Origin of the sequence: Sphingomonas sp. PWP1-2 (assembly GCF_049898305.1) — a bacterium.
Lineage (GTDB): Bacteria > Pseudomonadota > Alphaproteobacteria > Sphingomonadales > Sphingomonadaceae > Sphingomonas > Sphingomonas glacialis.
The window spans coordinates 259,561-285,175 of the sequence record NZ_JAFCXM010000005.1; the positions used below are offsets into that span (position 1 = coordinate 259,561).

Sequence of the window (25,615 nt, forward strand, 5' to 3'; positions counted from 1 at the left end):
GGCTCTTTGAAATCGCCGGCCCGCACAGTCGGCATTGGCACCAAAATGGAAACGATCGCGCTTGAAGATTGCGCGTCTTGGGGTCAATCGAGTCAACTAACTCGGTTCGTCGCAAAAACGCCCGCCATCGCACGGCGGGCGCTCCCCGATCAGCCAGCCCCAGCCTCAGCCAGCCCACGCCTCGAACGGCAGGTCGAGCGCATCCGCCACCGCCTGGTGCCGGATCTTGCCCGCCGAGACGTTGAGCCCGTTGGCGAGATGCGCATCAGCCGCCATCGCGCCTTCGGCCCCCAGCGTCGCAAGCTTGAGCACGAACGGCAGCGTCGCATTGTTGAGCGCGAACGCCGAGGTCCGCGCGACCGCGCCCGGCATGTTGGCGACGCAATAATGGATCACGCCGTCGACTTCGAACACCGGGTCCTCGTGCGTCGTCGCATGGCTTGTCTCGAAGCAGCCGCCCTGGTCGATCGCGATGTCGACCAGAACCGAGCCGCGCTTCATCGTCTTGAGCATGTCGCGCGTGACGAGCTTGGGCGCCGCCGCGCCGGGGACGAGCACCGCGCCGATCACGAGATGCGCGCTCTTGACCGCCGCCGCGATCGCCGCGCGCGAGGCATAGGCGGTCTTGATCTGGCTACCGAAGAACATGTCGAGCTCGGCAAGCCGTGCGTTCGAGATGTCGTAGATCGTCACGTCGGCGCGCATGCCGACCGCCATCTGCGCGGCGTTGACGCCCGAGACGCCGCCGCCGAGGATCGCGACCTTGGCCGGCGCCACGCCCGGCACGCCGCCGAGCAGGATGCCGCGGCCGCCTTGCTCCTTCTCGAGATAGTGCGCGCCGACCTGGATCGACATGCGCCCGGCGACTTCGGACATCGGCTTGAGCAGCGGCAGCGAGCGGTCGGGTGCGGTGACGGTCTCGTACGCGATGCACGTCGCGCCCGACTTCATCAGCCCTTCGGCCTGCGGCTTGTCGGCGGCGAGATGGAGGTAGGTAAAGAGCAAATGGCGCGGTTCGAGCAGCGCTATCTCGCTCGCCTGCGGCTCCTTGACCTTCACGATCATGTCGCTCTGCGCGAACACAGCCGCGGCGTCGGGCAGGATCGTCGCACCGGCGGCGACATAATCCTGGTCCTCGAAGTCGATGCCGAGGCCCGCGCCGGTCTCGACCGCAACGCTGTGCCCTGCGGCGACGAGGTCGGAGACCGAGGGAGGGGTCAGGCCGACACGATATTCGTGGTTCTTGATTTCCTTGGGAACGCCGATGCGCATCGCAAACTCTCCTATTGAGTGCGGCCCTTCTACAGCAGCGCGAGCGGGAAGTGCGTGCAAACTCGTCCGCAAGGCGAGGCAGATCGGGATTGTATTGCAAAACGTGCCACGCCCGCGCAACAGCGTCCCGGATGGATACGATCGACAGCAAGATCATCGCACAGCTCGGGCAAGAGTCGGGGCTAACGAGCGAGGCGCTCGGCGAGCGCGTCGGCCTTTCGCCCTCGGCCGCGCATCGTCGCGTCAAGACGCTCGAGCAGCAGGGGATGATCCTCGGCTACCGCGCCCGCCTGTCGCGCGCCGCACGCGGCAATCCCTCGACGGTGTTCGTTTCGGTCACGCTGACCGACCAGCGCCAGGCGACGATGCAGCAGTTCGAGCAAGCGCTCGCGCGCACGCTGCAAGTCAGCGAGGCGCATTTGATGAGCGGCGAATCGGATTATCTGCTCAAGGTGCTGGTCCGCGAGGATGACAGCTACGAGCGGATCCACCGCGAAGTCCTTTCGGCACTTCCAGGCGTCCACCGGCTCGTCACGCAATTCACAATCCGCACGCTCGCGACCGAGGATTGAGCGTGTCTGAACATGCGCTGTACATGGCGTTGCGGGGGGCATTGCCGCGTGCTATTGCGCCGCACCATCGGGACCGAGGCTTAGCCGTCATCCATGACCTATCTGCATGAAATCCGGGCAAGAACACCCTTAGCGTGACGACCACTCAGGCAAGTGCGGGCGACCTGCCCGCCAATCGCGATTCGACGCCCGATACGATCGGCGAAGACGCCCCCCATCACGGCAAGGACGGTCTCGCAAAGCTCGCTTTGGGCGCGATCGGCATCGTCTTCGGCGACATCGGCACCAGCCCGATCTACGCCTTTCGCGAAACCTTCGCCGGGCATCACAAGCTCGCGCTCGATCCGGTCCACATCATGGGCGTCGTCAGCCTGATGTTCTGGTCGATGATGATCGTCGTCAGCCTGAAATACGTCACGATCATCATGCGCGCCGACAATAAGGGCGAGGGCGGCAGCCTGGCGCTGCTCGCTTTGGTCAACGGGCGTACCAAGAACAAGCGCTGGTCGCGCGGGATCATCCTGCTCGGCGTGTTCGCGACCGCGCTGTTCTATGGCGATTCGATGATCACCCCGGCGGTGTCGGTGCTGTCGGCGGTCGAGGGGCTCGCGGTCGTCTCGCCCGGGCTCGGCAATCTCGTCATGCCGATCGCGATGACCATCATCATCGCCCTGTTCTGGATCCAGCGCAGCGGGACCGCGCGCGTCGGGCTGTTCTTCGGCCCGATCATGCTGGTCTATTTCGCGGTGATCGCGACGCTCGGCGTGCTCAGCATCGTCAAGACGCCCGACATTCTCTGGGCCTTCTCGCCGCACTATGCCGTTGAGTTCTTCGCGCTCGATCCGCTGCGCGCGTTCCTCGCGCTCGGCTCGGTCGTGCTCGCGGTGACCGGCGCCGAGGCACTGTACGCCGACATGGGGCATTTCGGTCGCAACCCGATCCGCGTGTCGTGGCTGTTCGTCGTGCTGCCCGCGCTGATGATGAATTACATGGGGCAGGGGGCGCTGCTGTCGCGGATGGGCCAGCCCGCGCTCGAGAGCCCGTTCTACATGCTCGCCTCGGACAGCCTCCAGCTGCCGCTCGTCATCCTCGCGACGATGGCCGCAGTGATCGCATCGCAGGCGGTGATCTCGGGTGCCTTCTCGGTGACGCAGCAGGCGATCCAGCTTGGCTTCATGCCGCGGCTGCGGATCGAGCATACCAGCGCGGCGACGGTCGGGCAAATCTACATTCCGCTGGTCAACTGGCTGTTGCTGACGATGGTCCTGCTGCTGGTGATCTTCTTCCGCACCTCGTCCAACCTCACGTCGGCCTATGGGATCGCGGTGACGGGGGCGATGTTCATCGACACCTGCCTGCTTAGCGTCGTCCTGTTCCGGCTGTGGAACTGGCCGGTCTATTATGCGCTGCCGTTGCTCGCGGTGTTCTTCCTGGTCGACGGCGCCTATTTCTCGGCGAACCTGACCAAGGTCCCGGCGGGCGGCTGGTTCCCGCTGCTGGTCGGCTTGATCATCTTCACGATCCTGACGACCTGGTCGAAGGGACGGCAGCTGATGATCGACCGGATGCGCGAGGGCGCGATGCCGATCAAAATCTTCATCCAGTCCGCCGCCACCTCGGCGACGCGCGTGCCCGGCACTGCGGTGTTCATGACCTCCTCGCCCGAGGGTGTGCCGCACGCGCTGCTGCACAACCTCAAGCACAACAAAGTGCTCCACGAGCGGATCATCCTGCTGACGATCAAGATCGCCGACGTCCCCTATGTGTCCGAGGGGCATCGCTGCATGATCGAGGATCTGGGGGCCGGCTTCCACCGCATGGTGCTGCGCTACGGCTTCATCGAGGAGCCCGACGTCCCGGTGGCGCTCGCCAACGTGCATCGCTGCGGTGCCGATTTCCGCATGATCGACACAAGCTTCTTCCTGTCGCGCCAGACGCTGCTGCCGTCGTCGCGCCCGGGGATGATGCTGTGGCGCGAGAAGCTCTTCTCGTGGATGCTGCGCAACGCCGAAAGCGCGATGGAGTTCTTCCGCCTGCCGACCAACCGCGTGGTCGAACTCGGCAGCCAGCTCGAGATTTGAGCGAGGTCATTCCCGCGTCGGGCCCTGCGCCGATCATCGTCACCGCGCTGTTCGGTGCGGGCGATGCGGCCTGGTTCGATGATTTGCGCGTCCGGCACTTTCCGCCCGAGCGCAACCAGCTCAAGGCGCATCTGACGATGTTCCACCACCTCGCGCCGAGCCTCGAGCGCGAGCTCAAGCAGCGGCTCGCGGCGGAGACCAGCCGCGTGCGTGCGCCCGAGGCGCGGATCGCGGGGCTTATGTCGCTCGGCCGCGGTGTCGCGTTCCGCATCGAATCGCCCGCGCTGGAGGATATCCGCGATCGGCTCGCCGATGCCTTTTCCGCGGTGCTGACGCCGCAGGACCGCGCGGGCTGGCGGCCGCATGTCACGGTGCAGAACAAGGTCGAGCCCGCCGTCGCCAAGGCGCTGCAGGCCGAGCTCGCGCGCGATTTCCAGCCCCGCACCGTTCGCCTCGCGGGGCTGGCGAGCTGGTGGTATCGCGGCGGCCCGTGGGAGCCGCTTTCGCGCCATATGTTCGCTTGAGACGAAACCGGCGCAAAGGTGGGTTGACCGCCCGGATGCGCCTACTTATAGCCCGCGCCTCGCACACAGCGGCACGCTCCGGTTTAGCCGGGGCCACGGCGAAGTAGCTCAGTTGGTTAGAGCACGGGAATCATAATCCTGGGGTCGGGGGTTCAAGTCCCTCCTTCGCTACCATCCCTTTTCATGTGTAGTCGTTAGCGCGGCATATAACGTCGTCACCCCGGGCTCGTCGCGGGGTCTACCGGGGTGCGCGCGATGCCTCCGGCGGTGGGCCCCGGGACAAGCCCGGGGTGACAGTGGGTCCCAATGCCCGGCCCGCCCGCACAGGCAAACCGGGCGCGGGCGTCAGCGCATCTTCTCGAGCAGCGTGCGGCGATATTCGCCCTGACGCTCGAACATCCAGCCGGGATATTCCGCAGGCAAAGCGCTCGTCTCGCCAAGCTTGGCGAGATCGTCGGACGACAGTTCGACCTTGGTCGCGGCAAGATTGTCGGTCAGCTGGTCGGGCCGCTTGGCGCCGACGATCACGCTCGACACCGCCTTCTGGTGGAGCAGCCAGGCGAGCGCGATCTGCGCGACCGAGACGCCGTGCGCCTCGGCGATCGGGCGCATCACGTCGATGATGGCATAACCGCGATTCTTGTCGATCGGCGGGAAGTCGAAGGTCGCGCGGCGGCCATCGGTCTTGCTCTCGTCGGCGCGGTCATATTTGCCCGACAGGAAGCCCCCGGCGAGCGGGCTCCACACCATCAGCCCGACTTCCTCCGAGAGGAGCGCGGGCACGATCTCGCGCTCGAGGTCGCGGCTGGCGATGGTGTAATAGGCCTGGAGCGAGGCGAAGCGGTGCAGCCCGAGCCGCGCCGATTCGCCGAGCGCCTTGACGATCTGCCACGCCGCCCAGTTCGACACGCCGATATAGCGGACATGGCCATGCTGGACGAGCGTATCGAGCGCGCGCAGCGTCTCCTCGATCGGCGTGGCGGGGTCGAAGCCGTGGATCTGGTAGAGATCGATATGATCGAGCTGGAGCCGCTTGAGGCTCGCCTTGCACGCGTCGATCAGATGATAGCGCGATGCGCCGCGGCCGTTGGGGCCTGCACCCATCTCGCCGAACGCCTTGGTCGCGACGACGATCTCTTCGCGCTTGAGGCCGAGGTTGCGGATCGCCTGGCCGGTGATCTCTTCCGAGCGGCCGTTTGAATAGACGTTGGCGGTGTCGATGAAATTGATCCCGCCATCGATCGCGACGCGGACCAGCGCATCGGCTTCGTCCTGGCCGAGCTGGCCGATCTTGCCCCACATGTCGTCGCCGCCGCCGAAGGTCATTGTGCCGAGACACAGTTCCGAGACGAACAGGCCGGTGCGGCCAAGCTTATTGTAGCGCATGGAGATTCCTTCCGAAGCCGCCCGCGGAGCGTGGGGCAGGCGGTCCTCGCATTAAAGCATGACGCGCCGAATGGCTCCAGTCGCCGGGTTGCCGGCGGCGGATGGTACGCGGCCTAATCGCGCAAATCTGGAAACAGCGCCTCGATCTCTGCCTGCAAATCGCTCGACCCGGCACGCAGCCCGAATTCGTCCAGCAGCGCGCGGACCAGGCGGATGCGAACGGGGCCGAGGCCCGGCATCGTCTCGAGCCCGGGCTGGTCGCGATCGGCGATTCGATCGGCGAGATCGCCGAGCGTGCGGTATCCGGCGCGGGTCAGGATCCCGCGCAGCCCCGCGGGCAAGGCGGACCGGCCGACCGGAAAGTCGCGCGCGGTCGCGCCCGGCATCGTCCGGTGCAAGCGCGTCTGCCCGGCCTTCTCGCGCTTGAGCGTGCGGCGGATGTGGCCGAGCTGGCTCGTCGTCAACGCCAGCCGACGCCCGATCACGCGATACGGCACGCCTTCGGCGCGGAGCGCACGCGCCGCGGCCAGATTGGCGCTGACCTGTTCGAGTTGGCTAAGCATAAGCGAGCGGCGTTCCTGCGGTAGCATTGGAGATAGGGCGTGGGCGGGCGTTCCGACAAGCGGCGTATCGTTTGCGCCCAGGCGTGCGGGCAGCGCGTGCACAGGTGTCTTTCGTGTCCGCGGCAAATGCGCTAGCCGCGACGCACTGCCGCTGCACGGTGCGCGGCGCAATCACGGAGCACGCTATGTTCAGCCACGTCATGGTCGGATCAAACGATCTCGAGGCCTCGCGCGCATTTTATGATGCGACGCTCGGTGCGCTCGGCGCCAAGCCCGCAGTCGAAAACAGCGGTCGGCTCGTCTATATGCACGCAGGCGGGCTGTTCATCGTCACCAAGCCGATCGACGGTGCGGAAGCCTGCCACGCCAATGGCGGGACGATCGGCTTTGCCGGTGCGTCGCCCGAGCAGGTCGATGCGTGGCACGCTGCCGGTGTCGCGGCAGGTGGCACGCCGATCGAGAACGATCCCGGCGTGCGCGAAGGCGGTTTCGGCAAGCTCTATCTGGCTTACCTGCGCGATCCTGCCGGGAACAAGTTGTGCAGCATGTATCGCATCCCTGCCTGATCTCGCACGGCGCGGTCTTGCGCGCTGTCTACGACCTCCCATCTCATTGGCCGGCCCGCTGCTCCCCTAGAGGCAGCGGGCCGACAGGATGAAAGCCATCATGACCACTCACCACACCCGCATGTTGATCCTTGGTTCGGGGCCCGCCGGCCTCTCCGCCGCCATTTATGGCGCACGCGCGGGGATGAAGCCGATCCTCGTCCAGGGCATCCAGCCCGGCGGGCAGCTGATGACGACGACCGATGTCGAGAATTATCCCGGCTTTGCCGACGTCATCCAGGGGCCGTGGCTGATGGAGCAGATGCAGAAGCAGGCCGAGCATGTCGGCACGACGCTGATGTACGACACGATCGTCGCGGTCGACCTGTCGCAGCGCCCGTTCCGGCTAACCGGCGACAGCGGCGACGTCTATGAAGGCGAGGTGCTGATCATCGCGACCGGCGCGCAGGCCAAGTGGCTTGGGCTCGACAGCGAGGAAGCGTTGAAGGGCAAGGGCGTCAGCGCCTGCGCGACGTGCGACGGCTTCTTCTATCGCGGCAAGAAGGTCGCAGTGATCGGCGGCGGCAACACCGCGGTCGAGGAAGCGCTGTACCTCACCAACCATTCGCCCGACGTGACGCTGATCCACCGCCGCAGTTCGCTACGCGCCGAGCGCATCCTCCAGGAGCGGCTGTTCGCGCACAAGGGCGTGACCGTTTTGTGGAACAAGGAAGTCGACCAATTCGTCGATGGCGGCGGCAATGCCGGGCTGGTCGCGATCGATCTGGTCGACACCGTGACCGGCGAAAAGTCGCGGCTCGAGACCGAGGGCGGCTTCGTCGCGATCGGGCATCATCCCGCGACCGAACTGTTCCGCGGGCATCTGAAGCTCGACGAGGACCATTATCTATGGGTCGAGACGGGTTCGACGCGGACCAGCGTGCCGGGCGTCTTCGCCTGCGGCGACGTGATGGACAAGATCTACCGCCAGGCGGTGACCGCGGCGGGAACGGGCTGCATGGCGGCGCTCGATGCCGAGAAGTTCCTGGCAGAGGCTGAATTCGAGCTGGCCGAGGCGGCGGAGTAAGAGCCTCATTCTTCGTCACCCCGGCCTCGTGCCGGGGGGCACCGCGCCAAAGAGTCTGCATGGGCAGGATATGCATCCCGGTGGACCCCGGGACAGGCCCGGGGTGACGGTTTAGGGGGCGTCGATCAAACTCTAGACGCGCGTTACCGCGCTGAATATCTGCGCCTCCAGCCACGCCGCATCGCTCGAATGCGCGAAGCTGTGGCTGTCGGTGTCGCACAGCGCGACCGGCCCGTCCCACCCGTCGCGAAACGCGATCGCGGTGGTGTCGCGCGCCGCGAGCAGGATCGTCGTGTCGATCCGGCTCGCCGCCAATGCCGCGCGCAGTCGCGCCGCCAGGCTCTCGGCGGCTTCAGGTTTGCTCTGCGCAACCTTGGCCAACCCACCGGCCAGCTTGGACAAATTGACCCCGCCGCGCGCGAGCCGCAGCCATTCGCGCGGGTCTTTCAGCTTCTCGGCATAGCGCGCGCGGATCGCGGCTGCGGGCGGTAGCGCGTCGGTTTCCTCGATCACCCAGGGGTTGGCGAGGATCAGCCGGTCGATCCCGGCGGTCGCGCCGAACAGCGCAAGCGCCGTCGCCGCGTCGCAATTGCCGAAACCGACGAGCCGTTCGATCCCCGCCTCCGCGCTGAAGGTCGCCGCGGCGCACCCGATATCGGGGCCCGAGGTCAGAAACCCGCCGTTCGTCCCCGTCGAATCGCCGATCCCGCGCCGGTCGAAGCGCAGCACCGGGATCCCCCGCGCCGCAAGGCGCTCGGCCAGCAGCGCCATCCCGCGGTGCGCGCCGATCCGGATCTCGTTGCCGCCCGAGACGATCAGCAGCCCGGTCTTGCCCGGCGCTTCATCCAGCGTGCCGAACAGCGTGTCGCCCGTGCAGGCGAAGCGGATCAGCCTCCGCATGTGGTAATCCAGTCGGCAATATCGTCGGCGAGCAACGTCGCGAGCGCAGGGTCCGAATCCGGCTCGGCGCGTCGCCACAGCGGTGCGCCGGGGACATGCCGATCGGCCGGCATCGTGTCGGTCGCGAGCCGGACGGTCCGGACGAATCCCCCATCCGCGGCAGTCCACGGGATACGCCGCGAGAGATCGGTCAGCAGACTCGGCGCGATGCGGTTGCCCGCAATCTCGATCGGCGCGTCGGCATCGAGATGCCAACGATCGCCCAGTACCGTTCCCGCCCGCGCGGCGGCTTGCTTGATCCGCTTGAGGCCGCGCAGCACGCTCGCGCCGTCCTGCGGCGCAAGCTGCCAGCGACCGTCCAATGCGGCCGTCGTGTCGAGCAGCGCGCCGCTGCGGATCGACACGCCGTAACAGCGGCGACCGTCGGCGCGCTCAAGCTTGATCGCGTCGGCAATGCCGTCGCTGAAATCGCCGATGCCGCACTGCTCGAGCGGAACGAGGCTTTCGCCCTGGCCCGGCACGTCGGGGAGCAAGCTGCCCACACCGCGGCGTGCAAGGGCGCGGCAGATCGCTACTGCCAGCGCGCGGACGCGATTGGCCTCCTCGAACAGCGGCAGTGCCACCACTGCGATCGGCCCGCTCGCCGGCCCGAAACGCAGCATGGCCTCGCGGCCGCGGCGCGTCTCGTACGAGTCGATCAAGCGGGTAGCGTCATCGCGGCGCCTTGGCCGCGGCGAAGCGGACGAGGCTGCCATAGGTCTCGAGCATTTCGCCATCGACCTCGTCATCCTCGATCAGGATGCCGAGCCGCTCCTCGATCTCGGTCAGCAGGCCAGCGACCGCCATCGAGTCGAGTTCGGGCATCGCGCCGAACAGCGGCGTCTCTGCGCGCAACTCGGCCGCACGCGCCTCGCTCAGCCCCAGCACGTCGCGCAACGTCGCGCGGACGGTCGAATCGATCTGGTCGTAATCATCTGGAAGCACAAGGAGCCCCGGTTCTAGCCGTTATGTTGCACCGCGATAGAGACTGGGCCGGGCAATGCCAAGAGCCGCCCCCGCGCGAGCCCTTCACAGCCAAGCCGCGTTCGCTATCAGGGGGCATGCTTGCGCTCGACCCAATCCCCCGGCCCATCGATACGCTGCCCGCGTTCGGGCGTGGCGATGCGGTGGCGATGATCGATCGCGCGGGGACGCTCGACTTCGACGGGCTCGAGCGGATGACGGGCGAAGTGGCGGCGTGGCTGGCGGCGCAGGGCTATGCGCCGGGTGCGCGGGTCGCGAGCTGGCTGCCCAAGACACGGCTGGCGTGCGTATTGCCGATGGCGGCGCCACGCGCGGGCCTCGTGCATGTTCCGATCAACCCGATGCTCAAGCGTGCGCAGGTCGCCTATATTCTGGCCGACAGCGGGGCGGCAGCGCTGCTGACGCAAGCGAGCCGACGCGATACGTTGGAAAGCGGTGATATCCCCGCCGGCTGTGCAGTTTTCCTGGAAGATGAAATGAGCGGGCAGGGTCACTTACCGCCATCCGACAGTGATCCCGAAACGCTTGCCGCAATTCTCTATACGTCGGGATCGACCGGGCGGCCGAAGGGGGTCATGCTCAGCCACGCCAATCTCTGGCTCGGCGCGATCAGCGTCGCGCACTATCTCGCGCTGACGCCCGACGACCGCGTGCTCGGCGTGCTGCCGCTGAGCTTCGATTATGGGCAGAACCAGCTCTTCTCGACCTGGGCGGCGGGCGCCAGTTATGCGCCGCTCGATTATCTGACGGCGCGCGATGTCGTGAAGGCGGTCGAGCGCGTCGGCGCGACGACGCTCGCGGGCGTCCCGCCGCTGTGGGTCCAGTTGCTCGAAGCCGAGTGGCCCGATGCCGCGGCACGCCGTTTGAAGCGCCTGACCAATTCGGGCGGAGCGTTGACCGCGCCGCTCGTCGCCGGGGTGCGGGCGCGGTTCCCGCAGGCCGATCTCTACCCGATGTACGGGCTCACCGAGGCGTTCCGCTCGACCTATCTTGCCCCCGCGCTGGTCGCCGCTCATCCGGATTCGATCGGCCGCGCGATCCCCTTTGCCGAGGTAATGATCGTTCGGCCCGACGGATCGCAAGCCGCGGCGGGCGAGCCGGGTGAGCTCGTCCATGCCGGGCCGCTGGTCGCGCAAGGATATTGGCGCGATGCCGAGCGCACCGCGCAGCGTTTCCGTCCCGCACCGGCCTGGTCGACATCGGGCGGAATGGCGGTGTGGTCGGGCGATACGGCGGTGATCGACGACGAAGGCCTGTTGCGCTTCGTCGGGCGCGACGACGAGATGATCAAGAGTGCCGGCAACCGCATCAGCCCGACCGAGATCGAGGAAGCCGTCGTGGCGGGCGGCGAGACCGTCGAGGCGGTCGCGCTCGGCGTGCCCGATCCGCGGCTCGGCCAGGCGATCGTCGTGGTGGCGCGGGGCGACGGTGCGCGCGAGGCCGATCTGCGCGCGCGCTTGCGGCGCGATCTGCCGAGCTTCCAGCAGCCGACGCGCTACGAATGGCGCGCCGAGCTGCCGCGCAATGCCAATGGCAAGCTCGACCGGGCAGCGATCAAAGCGGAACTGACGTCATGAAACCGATGGGTACGATCCCCGCCGACTTTGCCGGTGCCCCGCTCACGATCGCCGGGCGCAGCGCCGCGGATTGGGTGGCGATGGCGGGCGATACGCCGCTGTTCGTCTATGACAGGGGAGCGGTCGAAGCGCGGATCGCCCGCTTCCGCGCGGCCTTTCCTGGCATCGACTTGCATTATGCGATCAAGGCCAACCCGTTCGCGCCGCTGCTCGCGGCGATGGCGCCTTTGGTTGACGGGCTCGACATCGCCTCGGGCGGCGAGCTGACGATGGCGCTCGCGGCGGGCAAGGCGCCGCAGACGATCAGCTTCGCAGGCCCGGGCAAGCGCGACGACGAGCTTACGGCTGCGATCGAGGCCGGGGTCACGATCAACCTCGAATCGACCGGCGAGGCGACGCGCGCGCTCGGCATCGGCGACCGACTCGGCATCACGCCGCGCCTCGCCATCCGGGTCAATCCCGAGATCGAGCTGCGCGGATCGGGGATGCGGATGGGGGGGCGTGCGTCGCCGTTCGGGATCGACGCCGATCGCGCCGCGGCGCTCGCCCGCGATGTGATTGCGGGCGGGGCGGACTGGCGCGGTTTGCATATCTACGCGGGTTCGCAAGCGCTCGACGCGCGGGCGATCATCGATACGCAGGCGACGACGATGGCGCTGGCCGGGCGGCTCGCCGAGGAAATCGGCGTGACGCCGCCGCTCGTCAATCTCGGTGGCGGCTTCGGCATCCCGTATTTCCCGGGCGAAGTGCCGCTCGACATCGCCGTGATCGGCGCGGCGCTCGCGGAAACACTCGCCACCCGCAGCGCGGCCTTGCGCGACACGGGCTTTGCGATCGAGCTCGGGCGCTGGCTCGTCGGCGAGGCGGGGGTCTATCTCACGCGCGTCGTCGACCGGAAGGAGAGTCGCGGCGAGACCTTCCTCGTCGTCGATGGCGGGCTGCACCATCAGCTCGCGGCGACGGGCAATCTCGGCACGGTGGTCAAGCGCAACTATCCGGTGAGCATCGCCACCGCCGCTGCCGGTGCGCCGACAGAGGTCGTCAGCGTCGTCGGGCCGCTGTGCACCCCGCTCGATCGGCTCGCCGATCGCGTCACGTTGCCCGTCGCCGCGGTCGGCGATCTGGTTGCGGTGTTCATGGCCGGCGGATACGGAGTCTCGGCAAGCCCGACGGCGTTTCTGGGGCATCCGCTCCCGTTGGAAACGCTGGCCGAGCATTCCTAACGGTATATTCACCCCTTCCGCACCATATCGTGTCGACAGCCGTAGCTTGCTCATCCGGGGCAGACGTGACTCGGGTCGGCAGCATCAAGCGGTGGGAGGTATGCATGCAGCGTTTTTCGAAGTCAGTTCGCGCGGTCTTGAGCGTCGGGACGAGCGCGCTCGCGCTGGCCGGTTGCACGACCGCGAGCCGTCCTGAACTGCCGCAGGCCGCCTTTGTCGCCGGGCAGGAACAGCCTGGCGAGGAATATATCATCGGCCCGCTCGACCAGCTCAACATCTTCGTGTGGCGCAACCCCGAGCTGTCGTCGAAGGTGCAGGTCCGCCCCGACGGCCGGATCACCACGCCGCTGATCAGCGACATGCCCGCGGTCGGCAAGACGCCGCGGATGCTCGCCGACGATATGAAGATCGCGCTTGGGGAATATATCAAGGATCCGATCGTTTCGGTCATCGTCGAGAATTTTTCGGGCACCTTCAGCCAGCAGATCCGCATCGTCGGCGCGACCGCCAAGCCTGCTTCGATCCCGTACCGCGCCAACATGACGCTGCTCGACGCGATGATCTCGGTCGGGGGCTTAAGCCAATATGCCGCAGGCAACCGCGCAAAACTCGTCCGCTACAATCGCGAGACGGGCAAGCAGGTTGAATACAATCTCAAACTGTCGCGTCTGCTCAAGGACGGCGACAGCCGGGCCAATGTGCGGCTCGAACCCGGCGATGTGATCATCATCCCCGAGAGCATGTTCTAGGGGCCGCCGAACGATGAGTGGTTTCCTCACCGAAGTGCAGATCATCCTGCACACCATGTGGATGCGGCGCTGGATAGCGCTCGGCGTCGCATGGGGTGTCGCGGTGTTGGGCTGGGCGGTCGTCGCGCAGCTCCACAACAGCTACGAATCGCGCGCGCGCGTCTTCGTCCAGCTCAACACGATCCTGCCGAGCGCGGTCGGGATCACCGCTGCGGACCAGCAGAAGGACGTCGACACGATCCGCCAGACGCTGACCTCGGCGGTCAATCTGGAAAAGGTCGTGCGCGGCACCGATCTCGCCAACACGGTCAAGACCGATCGCGATGTCGCCGACCGCGTCAATACGCTGTCCAAGGCGATCAAGATTACCGCGCAGCAGGACAATCTGTTCGAGATCGTCGCGAGCGGATCGAGCCCCAAGGTGACCGCGCAGATCGTCCAGAAGCTGATCGACCTGTTCGTCGAACAGAATCTGTCGGGCGACCGCGACGAGACCAATTCGAGCCTCAAATTCCTCGATGCGCAGCTCGAGCAGCGCCAGAAGCAGCTCGCCGATGCCGACGCCAAGCGCGCCGACTTCCAGAACCGCTATCTCGGCAGTCTGCCGGGTTCGGGCTCGCTGACCGACCGGATGGGCGCGGCACGCTCGGCGATGGCGCAGGTCGATAGCGATCTGGCGGCGGCGCAGTCGGCACTGTCGGTGGTCAGTGGCCAGATGGCCGGGACGCCCGCCAACATTCCCGGCGCAGCAGGCGCTGCCGCCAGCGCGGGCCCGGCGCGTGCGCGGCTCAATGCGATCCAGGGGCAGCTCGCCGATGCGCGGGCGCGCGGCTATACCGAGAACCATCCCGACGTCGTCGCGCTGCGCAGCCAGCTTGCGTCCGCGCAGGCAGCAGCACGTAGCGAACCGATGGTCGGCGGCGGTGGCGCCGCGTCGGCTTCGAACCCGGCCTATCTCGGGCTGCGCTCGATCCAGGCCGACAAACAGGCGCAAGTCGCGGCGCTGAGCGCGCGCAAGGGGCAGCTCCAGCACGATCTTGATGCGATCAACGGCAAACTCGCTGGCGACCCCGCGGTCGCCGCGCAGCAGTCGCAGATCGATAACGACTATCAGGTGATGAAGGACAGCTATGCCAAGCTGCTGGCTGATCGCGAGGCGATCAAGCTGCGCGGCCAGGCGCAGAGCCAGACCGATTCGATCAAGTTCAGCGTAATCGATCCGCCGACGGCACCGCGCGTTCCTGCATCGCCCAACCGGCCGCTGTTGCTGACCGGGGTGCTGATCGCGGCGCTCGGCGCAGGCGTCGCGGTGGCTTTCGGGCTGACGCAGTTCAAGACGACATTTGCGACCGCAGGCCGGCTCGAAAAGGCCGCCGGGCTGCCGGTGATCGGCTCGATCGGGGCGATCGTCACCAAGGCGCAGCTCGCACACCGGCGGCGGATGCTTGCCTATTTTGCGGGCGGGGTCGGTGCACTCGGTGCGGCCTATATCGGTTTGCTCGGGGTCGAGATGCTTCAGCGAGGATTGGCAGCATGAGCGATCCAACCCCGCGCAAGCGTCCCTCGCTGCTCGAACAGGCGGCAACGCGCTACGACTTCAACACCCATTTCCGTCCGCTCGACGATGTGCCGGCCGAGAAGCCGGTCACCACGCCCATCGCGCCACTCGCGTCGCCTACGCCCGAGCCGCGTCCGATCGCGGCGCCGCGCGCTACGCCTCGGCCGGGCGCCGAGGTCAAGATTGATCGCGCCTTGCTCGCCGAGCGCGGCATGCTCGTACCGGGTGCGCCGATCGGCGCACTGGTCGAGGAATTTCGACTGGTGAAGCGCCAGTTGCTCACCACCGCGCGCGGCGTTCGCGTGCGATCTGGCGACCTGTCGCGGACGATCCTCGTTACGTCGGCACAGCCCGACGACGGCAAAACCTATTGCGCGCTCAACCTCGCCATCTCGATGGCGGCCGAGCGCGACCTCGAAATCCTGCTGATCGACGCAGATTTCGCCAAGCCGGACGTCATGGCACGACTGGGGTTGAGCGAGGGGCGGGGGCTGCTCGATGCGCTCGCCGATCCGCAGGTCGAACTCGAGAGCTGCGTCGTGCGCACCGATATCCCGCATCTCAGCCTGTTGCCGTGCGGCACCAAGTCGAATGCCGATACCGAGCTCGTCGCGAGCGCACGCACCGGCGAACTGATCGCGCAACTGCTCGCGGCCGATCCGCGGCGCGTGCTGATCTTCGATTCGCCACCGGTGCTGGCCGCATCGCCTGCTGCCGCGCTCGCGCATCATGCCGGGCAAGTGATGCTCGTCGTGCGCGCAGACCGCACCAGCGAAAGCGACCTGCGCGAGGCGATCGACCTGCTCGACGGCTGCGAAGACATCCAACTCCTCCTCAACGCCGTGTCGTTCGCCCCCGGTGGGCGGCGCTTCGGCAGCTATTATGGACAACAGGAAGACGCGTCATGAAGTGCCGCCTCCGCTCCACTGCACTCCTGCTCGGGACTGGGCTCGCTGCGTTGATCGCGGCCGCACCGGCGCAGGCGCAGGACGAACAACGCCGAACGCGAATCTCGCCGTATATCGAGATCGGTCAGATCGTGACCGCCGACCTCAAGAATGATGACGTGCTGACTTATTCGACGGTCGCGGGCGGGGTCGAGGCATCGGTGCAGACTCAGCGTACGCAGCTGCAGGTCAGCTATCGCTACGAACGGCATTTTTCCTACGCCAAGCGTGTCGGGGACGACGACCTGCACAATGGCCTGGCGCGCGGCAGCATCGCCGTCGCGCCTAATCTCATCATCGAGGCCGGCGCGATCGCCACGCAGACGCGTACCGATATTCGCGGCGCCGCACCGATCGCGCAGGTCGGCCAGCGTGACAATATCAGCCAGGTGTTCTCGGGCTATGTCGGGCCGAGCTATGCTGCGCGTGTCGGCCCGGTCGGTGTCGCGGCGAGCTATCGCTACGGCTACACCAAGGCCGGGTCGCCGGGGAATACCGGTGTCGCACCCGGCAGCCCGCGGCTCGACGTGTTCGACAGCTCGCAAAGCCACACCGTCAACGTCAGCGCGGGGGTGAAAGCGGGGGCGCTGCTGCCCGTCGGGATCAACGTCTCGGCCGCGTATGACCGCGAGACCGCCAACCAGCTCGATCAGAAGTTGGAGGACAAGGTCGTTCGCGCCGATCTCGTCGCGCCGGTTGCGCCGACGGTCGCGCTCACCGCGGGCGTCGGCTACCAGAATCTGCAAGTGCGCCAGCGCGATGCCTTGGTTGACGCAAACGGTGTACCGGTGGTCGACCGCCGCGGCCGCTTCCAGTCCGATCCTGCCTCGCCGCAACGCATCGCTTACGAGACCGACGGCTTGATCTATGACGCGGGCGTGATCTGGCGTCCGTCGGAGCGCACCACGCTGCAGGCGCATGTCGGGCGGCGGTATGGCGGGATGACCTATTTCGGAACGCTCAGCTACGCCGCGACGCGCTCGATCTCGGTCAATGCCGATGTCTATGACACGGTCGAGACGTTCGGGGGGCAGTTGCGCAACAGCCTGGCCGGCCTGCCGACCTCGTTCCTCCAGCAGCGTGCGGCATTCGGTCAGCAATATAGCGGCTGCACCTTTGGCGCGGCGGGCGCGGGGGCGGGCGGGTGCCTGAACGGCGCGTTGCAGTCGATCTCGACCTCGGCGTATCGCGCACGCGGCATCGATGCGGTGATCTCGGCGACTCGCGGCAAGCTCAACCTCGGCGTGGGCGCGGGCTATTCGAACCGCCGCTTTCTCGCGCCCGACCAGATCAACGCGGCGTTCTCGATCAACGGCGTCAGCGACCAGAGCTATTATGCGCAGGCGTTCGCCAACGTGCCGCTCACGCGGGTCTCCGGTATCAACGGGACGCTGATCTACAATTATTACGACAGCGGGATTGCCGATGCGCCGGGCGTGACCAGCGCCGCGGCGACCGCGCTCTATTATCACAATTTCGGTCGGATCGGCACGACTGCTTCGGCAGGCCTGTATTCGTTCAGCCAGAGCGGCGTCGCGGACCAGCTTTCGGCGACGGGCCAAGTGGGTGTACGGTATCAATTCTGAAACGCACGGGCGGATTTCTGTCATTGCGGGGATAGCAGCATGTACGAAGACTTTTATGGATTGCGCGGTCGCCCGTTCCAGCTGACGCCCGACCCACGCTTCTGGTTCGAGACCGCGACGCATCGCAAGGCAATGGCGTACCTTGGCTATGGCCTCGCGCAGGGCGAGGGCTTCATCGTCATCACGGGCGATGTCGGCGCGGGCAAGACGACGCTGGTCGGCCATCTGATGGACACGGTCGATGCGACTCGGCTCCACGTCATCAAGATCGTCTCGACGCAGATCGAGGCCGAGGATCTGCTGCGGATCGTCGCGGGCGGGCTCGAGATCGAGAGCGACGGGCTGACCAAGGCGCAACTGCTCGTCGCGATCGAGCGCGGGCTGCGCGCGACCGCGCGTGCCGGACGCCGTACGCTGCTGATCGTCGACGAAGCGCAGGCGCTGCCCGTGTCGAGCCTCGAAGAGCTGCGGATGCTCTCGAACTTCCAGACCGGCAGCCATGCACTGCTGCAGATCTTCCTGCTCGGCCAGCCCGAGTTTCGCGAGCGGCTGCACGGGTCGGACCGGCTCGAACAGCTCCGCCAGCGCGTGATCGCGGTCCACCATCTCGACCCGATGGAGCGGGACGAAGTCGAGCCATATATGCGCCATCGCCTCGCCGTGGCGGGATGGACTGGGCGTCCGGGCTTCACGCCCGACGCCTATGCCGCTTTTTATGACGGCACCGACGGCGTGCCGCGGCGGCTCAACCAATTGGCCGGGCGCGTCCTGCTCTACGCTGCGATCGAGCAACTCCAGACGATCGACGCGCACGCGGTGGCGACCGTGCTTGCCGACATTGCGGGCGACATGCCGGGCGTAAAGGCGATTGCGATCCCCGAGCGCGAAGCGCTGGTCGCGACGCCGGAAGCCGAACCCGTGCCGAGCCTGGTGCCCGAACCGGACGCGCCGGCCGTGCCGCACTCGGATCCGGTCGCTGCACCCGTGCCGGTGGCGGATGTCGAACCTGAACCCGAACCGGAGCTTGAGCCCGAGCTGGAGACAGAACCGGAGCCGGAGCTGGAGCCGGACTTCGAGTCGGAGCCCGAGCCCGAGCCCGAGCCCGGGCCCGAGCTCGAAGCGGAAGACGAAACGCCGCATGCGCCCGATCCGGTCTTGCTCGCGGTCAGTGAGCCTGTCCCGGAAGTGCTGCCGGTGCCCGCATTCAAAGTGCGGCCTATCGCCGACGACGCGGAGGACCATCCGCCGATCGCGCCGCGCGGGGAGCCCATTGCATCGACAGACGTGGAGCCCGACACTACCCTCGCCGAGCAAGTCGCCGCGCTGACTGCGCGCGTCGAGGAGCAGGACGTCGCGCTGCGGCGCGTGCTGAAATTGCTCGTCGACTGGGCGGAGTCGGGACAGGCGCCGGGCCTTGCCATGCAGAATGACGAGGACTGAGCCGATGCGCCACGCGCTGACGGTCGATATCGAGGACTGGTTCCAGGTCGGCGCGTTCGAGACGGTGATCGACAAACGCGACTGGGATTCGCTCACGCCACGCGTCGAGCGCAACACCGATGCGGTGCTCGCGCTGTTCGGCGAAAGCGGCGTCAAGGCGACCTTCTTCACGCTCGGCTGGGTGGCGCAGCGCTACCCAGCCTTGATCCGGCGGATCGTCGAGCAAGGGCATGAGGTGGCGAGCCACGGCTGGGACCATGACCGCGTCTTCACGCTCGACGCCGCGCGGTTCCGCGCCGACATCGGCCGCGCCCGCGTCGCGCTCGAGGATGCCGCGGGCGTCGCCGTTACCGGCTACCGCGCGCCGAGCTTCTCGATCGATGCGCGCACGCCCTGGGCGTACGATGTGCTCGCGGAGGAGGGCTATGCCTATTCATCGAGTGTCGCGCCGCTCAAGCATGACCATTACGGCTGGCCCGAAGCTTCGCGCTACGCCTTCCGCCCGCTTGCCGATTCGCCGCTGATCGAAGTGCCGGTGACGGTCGCCGAATTGGGCGCGCGCCGGATGGCGACGGGCGGGGGCTTCTTCCGGCTCTTTCCGGCAGCCCTCACCGATTATGCGGTACGCCAGGTCAGTCGTGACGCGCAGCCGGCGATCTTTTATTTCCACCCGTGGGAAATCGACCCCGGCCAGCCACGCGTCGCCAACGCCCCCGCGAAATCGAAGTTGCGGCATTACAGTCGGCTCGGCGCGATGGCGGGCAAGCTGCGCGGGTTGATCGGCCGGCATGACTGGGGCCGGATGGACGCCGTCGTCGCCGCGCTCGACCTGCCGGCGCGGGCGCGCGAGTCGGTCGCGTGACAGCGCCGTTGCTCGCCGCGCCGGTCGGCGTCCGGGCGATCGATCTGCGGGAGCCCGACGCGCGGATGCGGATCGACGCGTTCGTGCGGGCGCACGATCAGGCGACGCCGTTCCACCTGCCGGCGTGGAGTCTCGGCGTCGCGCAAGGCTGCGGGCAGACCAGCCACACGCTCGTCGCCGAGCATGCTGACGGGGCAATCGTCGGGCTGCTCCCTTTGACCGAGATCCGCTCGCCGCTGTTCGGCAGGGCGTTGGTGTCGAACGGCTTCGCGGTCGGCGGCGGTATCGTCGTTACGGAAGTTGTGGCGATCCCTGCGCTGGCCGACGCGGCGTGGGCGCTGGCCGAGCGGCTCGGCTGCCCGACGCTCGAACTGCGCGGCGGACCGATCCCGGCCGATGGCTGGCAAATCGACACGACCACCTATCTCGGCTTTGCTCGCGATCTCGCGGCGAGCGATGCCGACGAACTGCTCGCGATCCCGCGCAAGCAGCGCGCCGAGGTGCGCAAGGCGCTCGACGCCGATCTCGAGGTCGCGATCGGAAGCGCGCCCGCCGACCTCAAGGCGCATTATGCGGTCTATGCCGAATCGGTGCGCAACCTCGGCACGCCGGTATTCCCGAAGCGGCTGTTCCGCGCGGTGCTCGATCAGTTCGGCGACGATGCCGACATCCTCACCGTCCGCGCGAACGGCGAGCCCGTCGCGTCGGTGCTCAGCGTCTATTTCAACGGCACCGTCTATCCGTATTGGGGCGGCGGCACGCACGCCGCACGCGGGCTGCGCGCCAATGACCGGATGTATTTCGCGCTGATGGCGCACGCCCGGTCACGCGGCTGCACGCGCTTCGATTTCGGTCGCTCGAAGGCCGGGACCGGCCCTGCCGCGTTCAAGAAGAATTGGGGCTTCGAGGGCGTCCCGCTGCCCTATGCCAAGCGCGCCGCGGTCGGCACCGAGGCGCGCGAGATCAACCCGCTCGATCCGCGCTATTCGCGCAAGGTCGACCTGTGGAAGAAGCTGCCGCTGTGGGTGGCGAACCAGCTTGGCCCGCACATCTCACGTGGCCTCGGCTGATGGGAGACATCCTGTTTCTCGGCCACCGCGTGCCGTATCCGCCCGACCGTGGCGACAAAATCCGTGGCTTCCACATCCTCAAATATCTGTCGGCACGCAAACGCGTCCATTTGATCGCCTTTGCCGACGATACGCGCGATCTTGCCGGCAAGACCGGGCTCGCCAAGATGACTGGCAACCGTTCGATCATCTGGCGCTCCAAGTCGCGCGTGCAGGCAGCGATCGAGGCGCTACTGACCCGCAAGCCGATTTCGCTCACGTCGTTCGACAGCCGGTCGCTGCGCAGCGCGGTCGAGGCGCTGCTCGAGCGCCATGCGATCGATACGATCTACGTTTTCTCGAGCCAGATGGCGCAATATCTGCCGGCGCGCCCGCGGCAGACGGTCATCATGGACTTCGTCGACATGGATTCGGCCAAGTTCGCCGCCTATGCGAAGGAAGGCCGCGGCCCTATGGCGTGGGTGATGCAGCGCGAGGCGAGATTACTGTTCCAGTACGAGCGCGCGATCGCCGCGCGCGCCGATGCCAGCCTGTTCGTCAGCGAAGCCGAGGCGCAGCTGTTTCGCGAGCGCATTGGCGCGGAGCGCGTCCATGTCGTCGAGAATGGCATCGACACCGAGGTCTTTGCACCCGATGCCTCGTTCACGCAGATCGACGCGATCGATGCGTTGATCGTCTTCACGGGGCAGATGGATTATCGCCCCAATATCGAGGCGGTGAGCTGGTTCGTCGCGGCGATCTTCCCGCACATTCGCATGCGCTTTCCGCACGCGCGCTTCGCGATCGTCGGGCGCGCGCCGAGCGAGGCGGTCAAGGCGCTTGCCAAGCAGCCCGGTGTGATCGTCACCGGCGAAGTCGCCGATGTGCGCGGCTGGCTTGCCGCGGCGTCGGTCGTCGTCGCACCGCTCAAGCTCGCGCGCGGGATCCAGAACAAGGTGCTCGAGGCGATGGCGATGGCGCGGCCGGTGGTCGCGTCGCGCGCCGCGGCGGAGGGGATCGACCATGCCGACACGCTGCGCGTCGGCGAGAGCGTCGGCGAGATCGCCGATGCGGTGATCGCGCTGCTCGACGATCCTGCAGCCGCGGCACAACTAGGCCGCGACGCCCGCGCGCAGGTGCAGGCGCGCTACAGCTGGGAAGCACGGCTTGCGCCGCTCGATGCGATCCTCGGGATCAGCGTCCAGGCGCCGCCGCGCCGCACAGCGGCCTGAGCCGGTGCCGATCGCGATGCCCGTGCCCGCGTCTGCGGACCCGCGCGCGTCGCTCGCGCCGCTGTGGCGGCGGCAGACGGCGATCCTGACGGTCGTCGCTGTCGCGTTGCTCGCGCTGTTCCGGAGCGATGTCGCTGCACTGACGACGATCTGGTGGACGAGCACGACTTTCGGGCATTGCCTGTTCATCACCCCGGTGCTCGCCTGGCTGGTATGGCAGCGCCGCGGCGAGCTCGCGCAAGTTGCGCCGATTGCCTGGGCGCCGGGGTTGGCGATCGTCGCGCTTGGCGGGCTCGGCTGGCTGTTCGGCGATGCCGGCGGCGTCGCGCTCGCGCGGCACCTCGGGATCGTGATGATGCTGCAAGGCGCGGTGGTGACGCTGCTCGGCCCCAATGTCGCGCGCGCGTTGCTCTTCCCGCTCGCCTATGCGGTGTTTCTAGTGCCCTTCGGCGAGGGGCTCGAGGAGCCGTTGCAGCGCGTGACCGTCGGCATGACGATGCCGCTGCTCCATCTGTTCGGTGTGCCCGCGCAAGTCGATGGTGTGCTGATCACGATCCCCAACGGCTATTTCGAAGTGGCCGAGGCGTGTTCGGGCGCGAAGTTCGTGATCGCGATGATCGCCTATGGCACGCTCGTCGCCAACGTCTGCTTCGTGTCGTGGCGCAGGCGGGCACTGTTCCTGCTCGTGTCAGTGATCGTGCCCGTGCTTGCCAATGGCATCCGCGCGTTCGGCACGATCTTAGCGGCCTATCATACGTCGGTCGAGCAAGCGACGGGGTTCGACCATATCGTCTATGGCTGGGTGTTCTTCGGGCTGGTGATGGCGGCGACGCTGGCGATCGGCTGGCGCTGGTTCGACCGCGCGCCCGATGCGCCGGTGTTCGATCCCGCAAAGCTGCAGAGCGTCCCGCGATTGCGGCTCGACGCGGTGGTCGCAGCCGCGCTCGTGCTCGCGGTCGCGGCGGTGTTCCCGGCCTGGTCGAGCGCGATCGCGGGGCGGGCGCAAAGTCTGCCGGCGGAGATCTCGCTGCCGGAGGTGCCGGGCTGGCACCGCGTCGCGACGAGCACGCGCGCGGTGTGGTCCCCCAATTATCCGGGCGCCGACCATTTCCTGCTCGGGCGCTTTGCCGATGCGGCGGGCGAGACGGTCGATCTGGCGATCGCGGTCTATGGCAGCCAGCAGGAGGGCAAGGAGATCGTCGCGTTCGGCGTCGGGCCGATCCGCGAGGACGATGTGTGGCTCCGTGTCGAGGATCTGCCCGATCTTGCGGGTGGGTCGGTGATCCGCGTCAGCGCCCCTGGCCCGGTCGAGCGGCAGATCGTAACGTGGTACCGTGTCGGCGATGCGCTGACGACCAATGGGCCGATCGTGAAACTGGAAACGCTGAAGGCCAAGCTGCTCGGTGGGCCGCAGCGCGCGGTGGCGGTGCACGTCTCGGCCGAGATTCTGCCGGGGCATGACGCGCGGGCGGCGATGACGCGCTTCATCGCGGCGCTCGGTCCGATCGAGCGTGTGGCCGATCGTGCCGCCGGGATGTCGCGCTGATGTGCGGCATCGCCGGTCTCTATTATCCCGCGACCCCCAAGCCGGTCGATCCCGCGCGGATCCAGGCGATGGCCGACGCTCAGGCGCACCGCGGGCCCGACGGCTCGGGCGTGTGGACCGCGCCGGGCGTCGGGCTCGGCCATCGGCGCTTGTCGATCATCGACGTTGCCGGCTCGCCGCAGCCGATGGCGAGCCAGGACGGCGCGCTGACCGTCACCTACAATGGCGAGATCTACAATTTCGCCGAGCTTCGCGCCGAGCTGCAGGCCTCGGGTGCGGTGTTCGTCACCGCGGGCGATACCGAGGTGCTGCTTCACGGCTGGGCGGCGTGGGGGCCAGCGATGCTCGACCGGCTCAACGGCATGTTTGCGTTCGCGCTCCACGATGCGCGGCGGCAGAGTGTGTTCCTCGCGCGCGACCGGCTGGGGGTGAAGCCGCTCCATTACGTCGAACTGGCCGATGGCGCGGTGGCGTTCGCGTCGGAATTGAAAGGGCTGCTCGCGCATCCGCTCGTGCGCCGCGTGCCCGATATCCGCGCGGTCGAGGATTATCTGGCGTTCGGCTATGTGCCCGACGATGCCTGCCTGGTCTCCGGGGTCAAGAAGCTGCCCGCGGGGCATTGCCTGCTGATCGAGCGTGGCAAGCCGGTGCCGGCGCCGTCGCGCTGGTGGGACGTCGATTTCTCGAAGCGCGCGACCGGATCGGCCAAGGCGCTCGAGGAAGAATTGACCGCGCTGCTACGCGAGGCGGTAACGTCGCGGATGGTGTCGGACGTGCCGCTCGGCGCATTCCTGTCGGGCGGAGTCGACAGCTCGGCGGTGGTCGCGCTGATGGCCGAGGCGTCGCGCGGGGCGGTGCGGACGTGCACGATCGGCTTCGACGAGAGCAGCCTCGACGAGCGCAAATACGCCGACGAGATCGCGCAGCGTTTCGCCACGCAGCATCGCGAGCGGGTGGTGGCGGCGGACGACTTCTCGCTGATCGACACGCTGGTCCATGCGTTCGACGAGCCCTTCGCCGATGCCTCGGCGCTGGCCACCTACCGCGTGTGCGAGCTGGCGCGCGAGGACGTCACCGTCGCGCTGTCTGGGGACGGTGCAGACGAGGCGTTTGCGGGCTATCGGCGCTACAAGTTCCAGGCCGCCGAGGAGCGCATGCGCGGCTTGGTGCCGGCGTCGGTCCGCAGCACCGTATTTGGCACGCTCGGCCGCTGGTATCCCAAAGCGGATTGGGCGCCGCGACCGCTGCGCGCCAAGACGACCTTGCTCGCGCTCGCCGAGGATGGCGCGGAGGGCTATGCGCGCTCGGTCGGGGTGACGACGCCGGCTCTGCGCGCGGCGCTGTTTACCGATGCCGCCAGAGCGGCGCTTGGTGGGCACCGCGCCGAGGATCGCTATGTCCGCTCGATGCGCGATGCACCGGCGCGCGACGCGCTCGACCGCGCGCAATATGCCGATTTCCAGCATTGGCTGCCCGGCGACATCCTGACCAAGGCCGACCGCACCAGCATGGCGGTCAGCCTCGAGGCGCGCGAGCCGCTGCTCGATTACCGTCTGGTCGAGTTCGCCGCAAAACTCCCCGTCGGGATGCGGTTGCATGGCGGGCAGGGGAAGTGGCTGCTCAAGAAGGCGATGGAGCGCTATCTCCCCAAGGACATCCTGTATCGCCCCAAGATGGGCTTCGTGACGCCGATCAGCGCGTGGTTTCGCGGGGCCTTGGCGGATGAGGCGGCGCGGCTCGCATCATCGCGCGTGCTCGCTGGAACGGGCTGGTTCAACGCCACGACGATCGCGCAGCTCGCCGAAGATCATCGCAGCGGACGCGCCGATCATGGGCGGACGCTGTGGCAGCTGGTGATGCTCGAACGCGCGATGGCGCGGCTGTTCGGCTGAG

Annotated in this window: 23 protein-coding genes and 1 tRNA gene; 18 read left to right on the forward strand and 6 right to left on the reverse strand. The window is 67.4% G+C overall.

What is annotated here, in order from left to right; all coding sequences use genetic code 11:
- Positions 1-165: 165 nt before the first annotated feature.
- Positions 166-1,272: an alanine dehydrogenase gene (gene ald, locus ACP7C5_RS14530; RefSeq protein WP_426264786.1), complete on the reverse strand. Its 1,107-nt coding sequence runs from the start codon at positions 1,270-1,272 to the stop codon at positions 166-168.
- 131 nt (positions 1,273-1,403) lie between these two features.
- Between ald and ACP7C5_RS14535 the strand changes: the two genes are divergently transcribed.
- From ACP7C5_RS14535 to ACP7C5_RS14550, 4 genes are all read left to right on the forward strand, one after another.
- Positions 1,404-1,844 carry an Lrp/AsnC family transcriptional regulator gene (locus tag ACP7C5_RS14535; protein WP_133187359.1) on the forward strand — a complete coding sequence of 147 codons (441 nt, stop codon included), beginning with the start codon at positions 1,404-1,406 and terminating at the stop codon, positions 1,842-1,844.
- 197 nt (positions 1,845-2,041) lie between these two features.
- Entirely contained in the window at positions 2,042-3,925 is a 1,884-nt protein-coding gene (locus tag ACP7C5_RS14540; RefSeq protein ID WP_240699092.1) for a potassium transporter Kup, read from the forward strand.
- Complete coding sequence (locus ACP7C5_RS14545; RefSeq protein ID WP_426264787.1) at positions 3,922-4,449, forward strand: 2'-5' RNA ligase family protein; 528 nt, start codon at positions 3,922-3,924, stop codon at positions 4,447-4,449. The genes ACP7C5_RS14540 and ACP7C5_RS14545 overlap by 4 nt, the downstream gene beginning before the upstream one ends.
- A gap of 97 nt (positions 4,450-4,546) precedes the next feature.
- Positions 4,547-4,623: transfer RNA gene (locus ACP7C5_RS14550), tRNA-Met, on the forward strand.
- A gap of 171 nt (positions 4,624-4,794) precedes the next feature.
- On the opposite strand, the gene ACP7C5_RS14555 is transcribed toward ACP7C5_RS14550, so the two are convergent.
- Positions 4,795-5,835 (reverse strand): aldo/keto reductase, encoded by a 1,041-nt coding sequence (locus ACP7C5_RS14555; protein ID WP_426264788.1) that lies wholly within the window; start codon positions 5,833-5,835, stop codon positions 4,795-4,797.
- A gap of 113 nt (positions 5,836-5,948) precedes the next feature.
- Positions 5,949-6,398, reverse strand: coding sequence for a hypothetical protein (locus ACP7C5_RS14560; protein WP_189676877.1), 450 nt, complete (start codon positions 6,396-6,398; stop codon positions 5,949-5,951).
- Between the two features lie 185 nt (positions 6,399-6,583).
- On the opposite strand from ACP7C5_RS14560, the gene ACP7C5_RS14565 reads away from it, so the two are divergent.
- Positions 6,584-6,964: a VOC family protein gene (locus tag ACP7C5_RS14565; protein ID WP_133187367.1), complete on the forward strand. Its 381-nt coding sequence runs from the start codon at positions 6,584-6,586 to the stop codon at positions 6,962-6,964.
- A 100-nt stretch (positions 6,965-7,064) separates the two neighbouring features.
- The gene (trxB, locus tag ACP7C5_RS14570) at positions 7,065-8,030 is read left to right on the forward strand and encodes a thioredoxin-disulfide reductase (RefSeq protein WP_133187369.1); all 966 of its coding nucleotides are present in this window, start codon (positions 7,065-7,067) and stop codon (positions 8,028-8,030) included.
- A gap of 132 nt (positions 8,031-8,162) precedes the next feature.
- Here trxB and ACP7C5_RS14575 read toward each other — a convergent pair whose 3' ends face one another.
- Genes ACP7C5_RS14575 through ACP7C5_RS14585 form a run of 3 tightly spaced genes read right to left on the reverse strand, consistent with a single transcriptional unit; the run spans position 8,163 to position 9,914 of the window.
- Complete coding sequence (locus ACP7C5_RS14575; protein WP_426264789.1) at positions 8,163-8,930, reverse strand: hydrolase 1, exosortase A system-associated; 768 nt, start codon at positions 8,928-8,930, stop codon at positions 8,163-8,165.
- A complete protein-coding gene (locus tag ACP7C5_RS14580) occupies positions 8,918-9,631 on the reverse strand; it encodes a hypothetical protein (RefSeq protein ID WP_426264790.1) in 714 nt (237 codons plus the stop codon). Before ACP7C5_RS14580 ends, ACP7C5_RS14575 begins: the two co-directional genes overlap by 13 nt.
- A gap of 10 nt (positions 9,632-9,641) precedes the next feature.
- A complete protein-coding gene (locus ACP7C5_RS14585; protein WP_133187375.1) occupies positions 9,642-9,914 on the reverse strand; it encodes an acyl carrier protein in 273 nt (90 codons plus the stop codon).
- 116 nt (positions 9,915-10,030) lie between these two features.
- On the opposite strand from ACP7C5_RS14585, the gene ACP7C5_RS14590 reads away from it, so the two are divergent.
- The 12 genes from ACP7C5_RS14590 (at position 10,031) to ACP7C5_RS14645 (ending at position 25,614) form a co-directional block, all read left to right on the forward strand.
- Complete coding sequence (locus tag ACP7C5_RS14590) at positions 10,031-11,530, forward strand: acyl-CoA ligase (AMP-forming), exosortase A system-associated (protein ID WP_426264791.1); 1,500 nt, start codon at positions 10,031-10,033, stop codon at positions 11,528-11,530.
- On the forward strand, positions 11,527-12,753 hold the full coding sequence (locus ACP7C5_RS14595; RefSeq protein WP_426264792.1) for a pyridoxal-dependent decarboxylase, exosortase A system-associated: 1,227 nt from the start codon (positions 11,527-11,529) through the stop codon (positions 12,751-12,753). The genes ACP7C5_RS14590 and ACP7C5_RS14595 overlap by 4 nt, the downstream gene beginning before the upstream one ends.
- 104 nt (positions 12,754-12,857) lie before the next feature.
- Positions 12,858-13,502, forward strand: a complete 645-nt coding sequence (locus ACP7C5_RS14600; RefSeq protein ID WP_133187381.1) for an XrtA/PEP-CTERM system exopolysaccharide export protein — start codon at positions 12,858-12,860, stop codon at positions 13,500-13,502.
- 13 nt (positions 13,503-13,515) lie between these two features.
- Positions 13,516-15,039, forward strand: coding sequence for an XrtA system polysaccharide chain length determinant (locus tag ACP7C5_RS14605; protein WP_426264793.1), 1,524 nt, complete (start codon positions 13,516-13,518; stop codon positions 15,037-15,039).
- Positions 15,036-15,968, forward strand: a complete 933-nt coding sequence (locus ACP7C5_RS14610) for an AAA family ATPase (protein WP_426264794.1) — start codon at positions 15,036-15,038, stop codon at positions 15,966-15,968. Before ACP7C5_RS14605 ends, ACP7C5_RS14610 begins: the two co-directional genes overlap by 4 nt.
- Positions 15,965-17,593 (forward strand): hypothetical protein, encoded by a 1,629-nt coding sequence (locus ACP7C5_RS14615; RefSeq protein WP_426264795.1) that lies wholly within the window; start codon positions 15,965-15,967, stop codon positions 17,591-17,593. Before ACP7C5_RS14610 ends, ACP7C5_RS14615 begins: the two co-directional genes overlap by 4 nt.
- A 39-nt stretch (positions 17,594-17,632) precedes the next feature.
- Positions 17,633-19,033: an XrtA/PEP-CTERM system-associated ATPase gene (locus tag ACP7C5_RS14620; protein WP_426264796.1), complete on the forward strand. Its 1,401-nt coding sequence runs from the start codon at positions 17,633-17,635 to the stop codon at positions 19,031-19,033.
- Positions 19,034-19,037: 4 nt separating this feature from the next.
- Complete coding sequence (locus ACP7C5_RS14625; RefSeq protein WP_426264797.1) at positions 19,038-19,895, forward strand: XrtA system polysaccharide deacetylase; 858 nt, start codon at positions 19,038-19,040, stop codon at positions 19,893-19,895.
- A complete protein-coding gene (locus ACP7C5_RS14630) occupies positions 19,892-20,965 on the forward strand; it encodes a FemAB family XrtA/PEP-CTERM system-associated protein (protein ID WP_426264798.1) in 1,074 nt (357 codons plus the stop codon). The genes ACP7C5_RS14625 and ACP7C5_RS14630 overlap by 4 nt, the downstream gene beginning before the upstream one ends.
- On the forward strand, positions 20,965-22,176 hold the full coding sequence (locus tag ACP7C5_RS14635; protein ID WP_426264799.1) for a TIGR03087 family PEP-CTERM/XrtA system glycosyltransferase: 1,212 nt from the start codon (positions 20,965-20,967) through the stop codon (positions 22,174-22,176). The genes ACP7C5_RS14630 and ACP7C5_RS14635 overlap by 1 nt, the downstream gene beginning before the upstream one ends.
- 16 nt (positions 22,177-22,192) lie before the next feature.
- Positions 22,193-23,722: an exosortase A gene (gene xrtA, locus ACP7C5_RS14640; protein WP_426264849.1), complete on the forward strand. Its 1,530-nt coding sequence runs from the start codon at positions 22,193-22,195 to the stop codon at positions 23,720-23,722.
- A complete protein-coding gene (locus tag ACP7C5_RS14645; protein ID WP_426264800.1) occupies positions 23,722-25,614 on the forward strand; it encodes an XrtA/PEP-CTERM system amidotransferase in 1,893 nt (630 codons plus the stop codon). Before xrtA ends, ACP7C5_RS14645 begins: the two co-directional genes overlap by 1 nt.
- The last annotated feature ends 1 nt before the right edge of the window (position 25,615 follow it).

Bases quoted from the DNA above. Each gene is read 5' to 3' on its own strand.
- ald (WP_426264786.1), bottom strand. From the start codon at position 1,272: ATGCGCATCGGCGTTCCCAAGGAAATCAAGAACCACGAATATCGTGTC.
- ACP7C5_RS14535 (WP_133187359.1), top strand. From the start codon at position 1,404: ATGGATACGATCGACAGCAAGATCATCGCACAGCTCGGGCAAGAGTCG.
- ACP7C5_RS14555 (WP_426264788.1), bottom strand. From the start codon at position 5,835: ATGCGCTACAATAAGCTTGGCCGCACCGGCCTGTTCGTCTCGGAACTG.
- ACP7C5_RS14560 (WP_189676877.1), bottom strand. From the start codon at position 6,398: ATGCTTAGCCAACTCGAACAGGTCAGCGCCAATCTGGCCGCGGCGCGT.
- ACP7C5_RS14565 (WP_133187367.1), top strand. From the start codon at position 6,584: ATGTTCAGCCACGTCATGGTCGGATCAAACGATCTCGAGGCCTCGCGC.
- trxB (WP_133187369.1), top strand. From the start codon at position 7,065: ATGACCACTCACCACACCCGCATGTTGATCCTTGGTTCGGGGCCCGCC.
- ACP7C5_RS14575 (WP_426264789.1), bottom strand. From the start codon at position 8,930: ATGCGGAGGCTGATCCGCTTCGCCTGCACGGGCGACACGCTGTTCGGC.
- ACP7C5_RS14590 (WP_426264791.1), top strand. From the start codon at position 10,031: ATGCTTGCGCTCGACCCAATCCCCCGGCCCATCGATACGCTGCCCGCG.
- ACP7C5_RS14595 (WP_426264792.1), top strand. From the start codon at position 11,527: ATGAAACCGATGGGTACGATCCCCGCCGACTTTGCCGGTGCCCCGCTC.
- ACP7C5_RS14600 (WP_133187381.1), top strand. From the start codon at position 12,858: ATGCAGCGTTTTTCGAAGTCAGTTCGCGCGGTCTTGAGCGTCGGGACG.
- ACP7C5_RS14605 (WP_426264793.1), top strand. From the start codon at position 13,516: ATGAGTGGTTTCCTCACCGAAGTGCAGATCATCCTGCACACCATGTGG.
- ACP7C5_RS14610 (WP_426264794.1), top strand. From the start codon at position 15,036: ATGAGCGATCCAACCCCGCGCAAGCGTCCCTCGCTGCTCGAACAGGCG.
- ACP7C5_RS14615 (WP_426264795.1), top strand. From the start codon at position 15,965: ATGAAGTGCCGCCTCCGCTCCACTGCACTCCTGCTCGGGACTGGGCTC.
- ACP7C5_RS14620 (WP_426264796.1), top strand. From the start codon at position 17,633: ATGTACGAAGACTTTTATGGATTGCGCGGTCGCCCGTTCCAGCTGACG.
- ACP7C5_RS14625 (WP_426264797.1), top strand. From the start codon at position 19,038: ATGCGCCACGCGCTGACGGTCGATATCGAGGACTGGTTCCAGGTCGGC.
- ACP7C5_RS14635 (WP_426264799.1), top strand. From the start codon at position 20,965: ATGGGAGACATCCTGTTTCTCGGCCACCGCGTGCCGTATCCGCCCGAC.
- xrtA (WP_426264849.1), top strand. From the start codon at position 22,193: ATGCCCGTGCCCGCGTCTGCGGACCCGCGCGCGTCGCTCGCGCCGCTG.
- ACP7C5_RS14645 (WP_426264800.1), top strand. From the start codon at position 23,722: ATGTGCGGCATCGCCGGTCTCTATTATCCCGCGACCCCCAAGCCGGTC.